General features: G+C 66.0%; 1 protein-coding gene. It reads right to left on the bottom strand.

The window, feature by feature from the left end; translation table 11 throughout:
- Window positions 1–19 precede the first annotated feature (19 nt).
- Window positions 20–1,087 (bottom strand): IS110 family RNA-guided transposase, encoded by a 1,068-nt coding sequence (locus LR394_RS41010; protein WP_231450137.1) that lies wholly within the window; start codon window positions 1,085–1,087, stop codon window positions 20–22.
- Window positions 1,088–1,412 lie beyond the last annotated feature (325 nt).

The following is a 1,412-nucleotide window of genomic DNA, read 5'->3' as shown; positions in this document are numbered from 1 at the left end:
TGGATGCTCCTATGCATTGTCAAGCTGCAGTGGATAGCGTTCTTGCGTGGTTTGTGAGGTCGGATTTGAGGGTTCGGTAGAGTTCTCGGATGAGTGCACGTTTGAGGCAGCGGATGATCTCCTTTTTGGTTTTTCCTTCTGCGGTGCGCTTTTCGACGTAGGCGCGGGTCGGCTCGTGCCAGCGCAGGCGATTGACGACGATCATGTAGAGGACGGAGTTTGCCTGGCGGTCTCCGCCGCGGTGCAGTCGGTGGCGACTGCTGTTTCCGGTGCTGGCGGGGATGGGGGCAACACCGCAGAGGCGGGCCAGGGACGCTTCGCTGGTGAACCGGTCGGCGTTCTGCCCGACGGTGGTGAGCAGCTGCCCGGCGGCCTCGGGGCCGACGCCGAAGACCTCGAGGGTGGTGGGGGCCACGGATTCGATGAGGGCGGCCAGTTCGGTGTTGGCCTCAGCGATTTCCTCGTCCAGGCGCTGAACCCGGCGGGCCAGGCGGCGTAGCATGGCCTTGGCGGCAACAGCCGGGTCGTGCAGGCGGGCGTGGTCGGCGCGCAGGCGGGCGCAGCGGGCTACCAGTGCGGCACGGTTGAGGCCGGCCAGGAGTTCTCGCAGATCCTCGGGGGCACCGTAGAGCAGGCCGTGCATCTGTTGGATCGCGGCCTTGCGGGCCTTGACGGCACTGGCCCGGGTGGTGCGCAGCAGCCGGATGGCTTCGACGTGTCCTGTTCTCGGTTTTGGCCGTGCAGTGGCGGTTTCGGCCAGGACTGCCCGGGCGGCGTTGATCGCGTCGATCGGGTCGGACTTGCCCTGCAGGCGGCGGGTCTGCCGGTTGGGGCGGGTGACTTCCAGGACGGGCACGCCCTGGCTGTCGAGGTGGCGGTAGAGGCCGGCGCCGTAGGATCCGGTTCCCTCGATCCCGACTCTCAGCACGGTCCCGGCAGTGCTCATCCAGGCCAGCAACTGCCGGTAACCGGCCGCCGTAGCAGGGAACTCCTGGTCCCCTAGGAGCTTGCCGGTCACCGCGTCGATGACAGCGCAGTGGTGGGTGTGTCCGTGTGTATCGACTCCGCCGATCACCTCTCCCGACATGCTTGTGGATGGTTTGCTGGTCGTGGTGTTCTTTCCGGCGGCGCGTTCTCCGGGGCCGCTGTTGGCAGCGCGGGTCTTGGTTGTCATGCTGGTGGGGCGCTCCTGTCCTGACCGGGTAGGCGGCACGTCACCGGTGCGGCGGACGGACAGGACAGAGACGGGCTTGGTGACGCAAGCTCCTATGAGGTCACAACCGTCGCGCCGGTGACATGAACATCACCCGGAACCCACGGCCGACGGATTCCATTTGAGGACAACCAACGGCGTCGATCCAAGTCTGAGTCAGACCGTGGACTCCGGATGACGCCTCTATTCTCTCTATCCA

The organism is Kineosporia babensis (genome assembly GCF_021129305.1).
In the GTDB taxonomy this organism is placed as follows: domain Bacteria; phylum Actinomycetota; class Actinomycetes; order Actinomycetales; family Kineosporiaceae; genus Kineosporia; species Kineosporia babensis.
Note: the sequence above shows the minus strand (reverse complement) of the source record. Positions and strands in the feature narration are given on the sequence as shown.